Consider the following 1,946-nt stretch of genomic DNA (forward strand, 5'->3'; position numbering starts at 1 on the left):
CCCCCTCACCCCGTCCCGGACGACCGCCACCGCGGCCCGTGTCCTGCGCCAGCTCACCCACGACCCCCGCACGATCGCGCTCCTGGTGATCGTCCCGGTCCTGCTGATCACCCTGCTCCGTTACGTCTTCGACGGCAGCCCCGGCACCTTCGACTCCATCGGGGCCTCCCTCCTCGGCATCTTCCCGCTGATCACGATGTTCCTGGTGACCTCGATCGCCACCCTGCGCGAACGCGCCTCGGGCACCCTGGAACGTCTCCTCGCCCTCCCGCTCGGCAAGGGCGACCTGATCGCCGGCTACGCCCTCGCGTTCGGCGCCGTCGCGGTCGTCCAGTCCGCGCTCGCGACGGCCGTATCCATCTGGCTGCTGGGCCTGGACGTCATCGGCTCGCCCTGGCTGCTGCTCCTGGTCGCCCTGCTCGACGCGCTGCTCGGCACCGCGCTCGGCCTGTTCGTCTCCGCGTTCGCCGCGTCCGAGTTCCAGGCGGTCCAGTTCATGCCGGCGGTGATCTTCCCCCAGCTCCTGCTGTGCGGCCTGTTCACCCCGCGCGAGGCGATGCACCCGGCCCTGGAGGCGATCTCGAACGTCCTGCCCATGTCGTACGCCGTCGACGGCATGAACCAGGTACTCCACCACCCCGACCTCACCGGCGACTTCGTCCGCGACATCGCCGTGGTCGCGGGCAGCGCCCTCCTGGTCCTCTGCCTCGGTGCGATCACCCTCCGCCGCCGTACGCCGTGAGAACCCCGATGCGAGGATGACGGGAAGAGCACAGCCCAGCACCGCCCGGAGGGTGAACGCATGACCCAGACAGTCGCAGTCCTCGGCACCGGCAAGATCGGCGAGGCCCTGCTCAGCGGGATGATCCGAGCGGGCTGGCGACCGGCCCACCTCCTCGTGACCACCCGCCGCAGCGACCGGGCCCAGGAACTGCACACGCGGTACGGGGTCGAGTCCGTCACCAACGCGGAGGCGGCCAAGAACGCCGACATCCTCATCCTCGCGGTCAAGCCGCAGGACATGGGCAAGCTCCTGGACGAACTCGCCCCGCACGTCACCGCCGACCGCCTGGTCATCAGCGCGGCGGCCGGCATCACCACCGCGTTCATCGAGGAGCGGCTCACCCCGGACACCCCGGTCGTCCGGGTCATGCCCAACACCCCGGTCCTCGTCGACGAGGGCATGTCCGTCATCTCGGCGGGCAGCCACGCCACCGGCGCGCACCTCGCCACCGCCGAGGAGATCTTCGGCGGCGTCGGCAAGACCCTGCGCGTCCCGGAGTCCCAGCAGGACGCGGCCACCGCCCTCTCCGGCTCCGGCCCCGCCTACTTCTACTTCCTCGTCGAGGCCATGACCGACGCGGGCATCCTGCTCGGCCTGCCCCGCGCCCAGGCCCACGACCTCATCGTCCAGGCCGCCATCGGCGCCGCCGTCATGCTCCGGGACAGCGGCGAACACCCGGTCAAGCTCCGCGAGGCCGTCACCAGCCCGGCCGGCACCACGATCAGCGCGATCCGCGAGCTGGAGAACCACGGCGTGCGCGCGGCCCTCATCGCCGCTCTGGAAGCGGCCCGCGACCGCAGCCGCGAACTGGCCTCCGGCAACGGCTGACCCACGGCTCCGGCCGGGGGTTGACACGCCCCCGGCACGTCCGTAGTGTGCTCCGAGTTGTCCGACGTGAGCGCCGACCCCGGTCGGTCCCCGGACAGCCATTCCGCAGTAACCACGAGAAGACACGCGACTTCGCGTCGCATGCCTTTTCGTGTGCCTGCGCGAAATGAGGAATCCGCGTTCGAAGGAGCGCCCCCGATTAGCGTCGGGGCCCAGGAGTCCGCTAATGTCTCACTCGTCGGAACGGCCCAACAGCTGGGAAGACAAACCCCGCTGACTGGGAATCAGGCCCGAAAGGATCTGATAGAGTCGGACTCGCCGGAAAGGGAAAACG

General features: G+C 70.2%; 2 protein-coding genes. Both read left to right on the forward strand.

What is annotated here, in order from left to right:
• Positions 1–742: ABC transporter permease (locus tag JS521_RS35405; protein ID WP_239488279.1), on the forward strand; the 742-nt coding region annotated here is incomplete at its 5' end.
• A gap of 60 nt (positions 743–802) precedes the next feature.
• A complete protein-coding gene (gene proC / locus JS521_RS35410) occupies positions 803–1,612 on the forward strand; it encodes a pyrroline-5-carboxylate reductase (RefSeq protein WP_205086952.1) in 810 nt (269 codons plus the stop codon).
• Positions 1,613–1,946 lie beyond the last annotated feature (334 nt).

Source organism: Streptomyces durocortorensis (assembly GCF_016901035.1).
Lineage (GTDB): Bacteria > Actinomycetota > Actinomycetes > Streptomycetales > Streptomycetaceae > Streptomyces > Streptomyces durocortorensis.